Annotated in this window: 2 tRNA genes and 3 rRNA genes; all 5 read left to right on the top strand. The window is 56.1% G+C overall.

The features are described 5' to 3' along the window. Nucleotides 1-2 precede the first annotated feature (2 nt). The 5 genes from ACE191_RS21745 to rrf all read left to right on the top strand — a co-directional run bounded on the left by ACE191_RS21745 (nucleotide 3) and on the right by rrf (nucleotide 5,498). A 16S ribosomal RNA gene (locus ACE191_RS21745) occupies nucleotides 3-1,660 on the top strand. 340 nt (nucleotides 1,661-2,000) lie between these two features. Next, nucleotides 2,001-2,074 (top strand) — tRNA-Ile (locus ACE191_RS21740). A 38-nt stretch (nucleotides 2,075-2,112) separates the two neighbouring features. Further along, a tRNA-Ala gene (locus ACE191_RS21735) sits at nucleotides 2,113-2,189 on the top strand. Nucleotides 2,190-2,375: 186 nt separating this feature from the next. After that, a 23S ribosomal RNA gene (locus ACE191_RS21730) occupies nucleotides 2,376-5,292 on the top strand. Between the two features lie 94 nt (nucleotides 5,293-5,386). Next, nucleotides 5,387-5,498 (top strand): 5S ribosomal RNA (rrf, locus tag ACE191_RS21725). Together the 16S, 23S and 5S rRNA genes with 2 tRNA genes alongside form the textbook arrangement of a ribosomal RNA operon. Nucleotides 5,499-5,554 lie beyond the last annotated feature (56 nt).

Here is a 5,554-nt window from a genome sequence, read left to right as displayed (position 1 = left end):
CTACAATGGAGAGTTTGATCCTGGCTCAGGATGAACGCTAGCGGCAGGCCTAATACATGCAAGTCGAACGGGCGGTAGCAATACCGCTAGTGGCGCACGGGTGCGTAACGCGTAGGCAATCTGCCTACTCCTGGGGGATAGCCCGCCGAAAGGTGGATTAATACCGCATGAGACTGTAACAGGGCATCCTGTAGCAGTTAAAGAATTTCGGGAGTAGATGAGCCTGCGTGCCATTAGCTAGTTGGCGGGGTAAGGGCCCACCAAGGCGACGATGGCTAGGGGAGCTGAGAGGCCGATCCCCCACACTGGCACTGAGATACGGGCCAGACTCCTACGGGAGGCAGCAGTAGGGAATATTGGGCAATGGGCGCGAGCCTGACCCAGCCATGCCGCGTGACGGATGAAGGCCTTCTGGGTTGTAAACGTCTTTTGACCGGGAAGAAAAAGCCCTTGCGAGGGAAATCGACGGTACCGGTTGAATAAGCACCGGCTAACTCCGTGCCAGCAGCCGCGGTAATACGGAGGGTGCAAGCGTTGTCCGGATTTATTGGGTTTAAAGGGTGCGTAGGCGGCCCTGCAAGTCCGTGGTGAAAGCCTGCTGCTTAACAGCAGAACTGCCATGGATACTACAGGGCTTGAGTCCAGACGAGGTTGGCGGAATAGAAGGTGTAGCGGTGAAATGCATAGATACCTTCTAGAACCCCGATTGCGTAGGCAGCTGACTAGGCTGGTACTGACGCTGAGGCACGAAAGCGTGGGGAGCAAACAGGATTAGATACCCTGGTAGTCCACGCCGTAAACGATGGATACTCGCTGTGGGCGACATACAGTCCGCGGCTTAGCGAAAGCGTTAAGTATCCCACCTGGGGAGTACGCCGGCAACGGTGAAACTCAAAGGAATTGACGGGGGCCCGCACAAGTGGTGGAGCATGTGGTTTAATTCGATGATACGCGAGGAACCTTACCTAGGCTAGAATGCGCGTGACCGGCTCAGAGATGGGCCTTTCCTTCGGGACACAAAGCAAGGTGCTGCATGGCCGTCGTCAGCTCGTGCCGTGAGGTGTTGGGTTAAGTCCCGCAACGAGCGCAACCCCTATGTTTAGTTGCCAGCGGATTATGCCGGGGACTCTAGACAGACTGCCTGCGCAAGCAGTGAGGAAGGCGGGGACGACGTCAGGTCATCATGGCCCTTACGCCTAGGGCTACACACGTGCTACAATGGACGGTACAGAGGGTTGCCACCCAGCGATGGGGCGCCAATCTCAAAAAGCCGTTCTCAGTTCGGATCGGAGTCTGCAACTCGACTCCGTGAAGCTGGAATCACTAGTAATCGCGTATCAGCAATGACGCGGTGAATACGTTCCCGGGCCTTGTACACACCGCCCGTCAAGCCATGGAAGTCTGGTAGACCTGAAGCTGGTGCTCGTCACAGAANGTCTGCAACTCGACTCCGTGAAGCTGGAATCACTAGTAATCGCGTATCAGCAATGACGCGGTGAATACGTTCCCGGGCCTTGTACACACCGCCCGTCAAGCCATGGAAGTCTGGTAGACCTGAAGCTGGTGCTCGTCACAGAAGCCAGTTAGGGTAGAACAGGTAACTGGGGCTAAGTCGTAACAAGGTAGCCGTACCGGAAGGTGCGGCTGGATCACCTCCTTTCTGGAGCAATCCGATCCGTGAGCTTTACCAACTACCTGCTCACCAATTGTCTTTTCTTCTTTCAAAATACTGAAAGCGGCTTCGTTAAGAAGCTGCTTTCGCTGGGAAGCGCAACAGGCGCTTCGNAGCCAGTTAGGGTAGAACAGGTAACTGGGGCTAAGTCGTAACAAGGTAGCCGTACCGGAAGGTGCGGCTGGATCACCTCCTTTCTGGAGCGCTTTTGTTACGCCGATGGGGGATGTCGTTCGGTTGGCTGGCTTAAACGCCTGGTTGTTTTCACACTCGCTCAAAAATATTGGAGTACGAGGATTCGCGGCTTCATGCGAAGCGGCGATGACCCGGGCTTGTAGCTCAGGTGGTTAGAGCGCGACACTGATAATGTCGAGGTCCGTGGTTCGAGTCCACGCAGGCCCACGTCGCACGGCGCACGGCCTTGCGGGATACCGGAACACGGGGGATTAGCTCAGCTGGCTAGAGCACCTGCCTTGCACGCAGGGGGTCAACGGTTCGAATCCGTTATTCTCCACCACTCCCAGATAGTACTGGTTGGCCTTTTTTGGTGAAGGGCCCACCGCGTTGCCGAACAACAGGTTTGGCACACGTTCTTTGACGTAACGGCAAGCAACAAACAAAGAGAACAAATGCCGCCCTTTTTCGGAAGGGTGTGCATCCAACACGAGCAAACAGCTTGTTTTTCGGAACAAGCCGTTACTTTGACAGAAGTAACGAAGGGCGCACGGGGGATGCCTAGGCTCTCAGAGGCGACGAAGGACGTGATAAGCTGCGATAAGCTTGGGGGAGGGGCACATACCCGTTATATCCCGAGATTTCCGAATGGGGCAACCCCCTACCTTGAAGAGGTAGGATTCGAGGCGTTTAGTCGCCCGAAGGCAAACCCGGGGAACTGAAACATCTAAGTACCCGGAGGAACAGAAAACAACATGTGATTCCCCAAGTAGTGGCGAGCGAACGGGGATTAGCCCAAACCACGCTGGTTACGGCCAGCGCGGGGTTGTAGGACCTCAACATCTGATTGATGCATTTTAGCGGAACGACGTGGGAAAGTCGACCATAGACGGTGAGAGTCCGGTACGCGAGCAGATGCATCACGGTAGAGGATTCCTGAGTAAGGCGGGACCAGCGAAATCCCGTCTGAATCCGGCGGTACCATCCGCCAAGGCTACATACTCCTGAGAGACCGATAGTGAACCAGTACCGTGAGGGAAAGGTGAAAAGAACCCTGAATAAGGGAGTGAAAAGAACCTGAAACCGTGCGCTTACAAGCGGTCGGAGCCCCTGTTGTGGGGTGACGGCGTGCCTTTTGCATAATGAGCCTACGAGTTACTCCTCTCTGGCAAGGTTAAGTGCTTAGAAGCACGGAGCCGCAGCGAAAGCGAGTCTGAACAGGGCGCAGAGTCAGAGGGGGTAGACGCGAAACTTTGTGATCTACCCATGAGCAGGATGAAGGTTGGGTAAAACCAACTGGAGGTCCGAACCAGTTTCCGTTGAAAAGGATTTGGATGACTTGTGGGTAGGGGTGAAAGGCCAATCAAACTGAGAAATAGCTCGTACTCCCCGAAATGTATTGAGGTACAGCGTCGCGGTCGAGTCCGCTGGAGGTAGAGCTACCGATAGGACTAGGGGGTGTCACAGCCTACCGAATCCTGACGAACTCCGAATGCCAGCGCGATATACGCGGCAGTGAGGCGTGGGGTGCTAAGGTCCCACGCCGAGAGGGAAAGAACCCAGACCATCCGCTAAGGTCCCTAAATCCGGGCTAAGTTGAACAAAGGAGGTCCAGTTGCCTTGACAGCCAGGATGTTGGCTTGGAAGCAGCCATTCATTTAAAGAGTGCGTAACAGCTCACTGGTCGAGCGACAGGGCATCGATAATACGCGGGCATCAAGTCCGGTACCGAAGCGATGGATTCGTCTTATGGACGAGTGGTAGGGGAGCATTCCAGCAGCGGTGAAGGTATGACCGGGAGGCGTACTGGAGCGGCTGGAAAAGCAAATGTAGGCATGAGTAACGATAATGGGGGTGCGAAACCCCCACGCCGATAGACTAAGGTTTCCTGCTCAACGCTAATCGGAGCAGGGTTAGTCGGGACCTAAGGCTACGCCGAGAGGCTACGTCGATGGCCAGCTGGTTGATATTCCAGCACTTGCTGCAGAGAGTGATGCGGTGACGGAGAAGTGAAAGACGCGCGGGCGGACGGAAGTGCCCGTTGAAGGCCGTAGGTATAGCCGGGGTAGTTAAGTACGCCCTGGTTGCTGAAAGCTGATAGTAGTCCAAGCCCCTCGGGGCGCGGACATAGTCGTCCTAATCAGACTCCCAAGAAAACCCGCTAAGCGTTTACGCTGCAGCAACCCGTACCGCAAACCGACACAGGTAGTCAAGGAGAGCATCCTGAGGCGCTCGAGTGAATCACGGCCAAGGAACTCGGCAAAATGGTCCTGTAACTTCGGGAGAAGGGACGCTTCCTCCACCTCGGTGGAGAAGCCGCAGTGAAAAGGCCCAGGCGACTGTTTAACAAAAACACATGGCTTTGCCAACTCGCAAGAGGACGTATAAGGCCTGACACCTGCCCGGTGCCGGAAGGTTAAGAGGGGAACTTAGGGGCAACCCGAAGGTTTGAATCGAAGCCCCGGTAAACGGCGGCCGTAACTATAACGGTCCTAAGGTAGCGAAATTCCTTGTCGGGTAAGTTCCGACCTGCACGAATGGTGTAACGATCTGGGCGCTGTCTCAGCCGTGAGCTCGGTGAAATTGTAGTCTCGGTGAAGATGCCGAGTACCCGCCACGGGACGGAAAGACCCCGTGCACCTTTACTATAGGTTGACATTGACGCTGGACAACGCATGTGTAGCATAGGTGGGAGGCTGTGAGCCGGGGCCGCTAGGTCTCGGGGAGCCGACGTTGAAATACCACCCTTGCGTTGTTTGGCGCCTAATCCGGCAACGGAGACAGTGTCTGCTGGGTAGTTTGACTGGGGTGGTCGCCTCCAAAAAAGTATCGGAGGCTTTCAAAGGTCCGCTCAATCCGCTTGGTAACCGGATGCAGAGCGCAATAGCAAAAGCGGGCTTGACTGTGAGGCTGACACGCCGAGCAGGGTCGAAAGACGGATATAGTGATCCGGTGGTTCCGCATGGAAGGGCCATCGCTCAAAGGATAAAAGGTACGCCGGGGATAACAGGCTGATCTCCCCCAAGAGCTCATATCGACGGGGAGGTTTGGCACCTCGATGTCGGCTCGTCACGTCCTGGGGCTGGAGAAGGTCCCAAGGGTTCGGCTGTTCGCCGATTAAAGTGGCACGCGAGCTGGGTTCAGAACGTCGTGAGACAGTTCGGTCCCTATCTGTGGCGGGCGTTGGAAGTTTGCGAGGACCTGACCTTAGTACGAGAGGACCGGGTTGGACCAGCCGCTGGTGTACCAGTTGTGCCGCCAGGTGCAGCGCTGGGTAGCTACGCTGGGACGAGATAAGCGCTGAAAGCATCTAAGTGCGAAACTCACCTCAAGATGAGACTTCCGTTGAATAAGGTCCGTGGAAGACCACCACGTTGATAGGCCGCAGGTCGAAGCGTTGAAAGACGCGAGCCGAGCGGTACTAATGAACCGAACGCTTCTGTCAATCCCCGCTCTTGTCGGGTTCTTGTTCTCCTAAGTTGGTTGCTGGCCGTGCGTCAAGTCCTGACGGACGCCCCTTGCGGGGCCGTCCGCAACAGAAATGGTGGCTTTAGCCCGGGTGTTCACCTCTTCCCATTCCGAACAGAGTCGTTAAGCCCCGGTGCGCCTATGGTACTGCCTTCGCCGGCGGGAGAGTCGGTCGCCGCCAACCTTCTGATACTAGAAACGCCCCCCGCCGGTCCGCCCGACCGCGGGGGGCGTTTCTGC

Origin of the sequence: Hymenobacter sp. B81, from assembly GCF_044628455.1 — a bacterium.
In the GTDB taxonomy this organism is placed as follows: domain Bacteria; phylum Bacteroidota; class Bacteroidia; order Cytophagales; family Hymenobacteraceae; genus Solirubrum.
The sequence above is the reverse complement of the archived record's forward strand: the minus strand, read 5'-3'. Positions and strand labels throughout refer to the sequence as shown.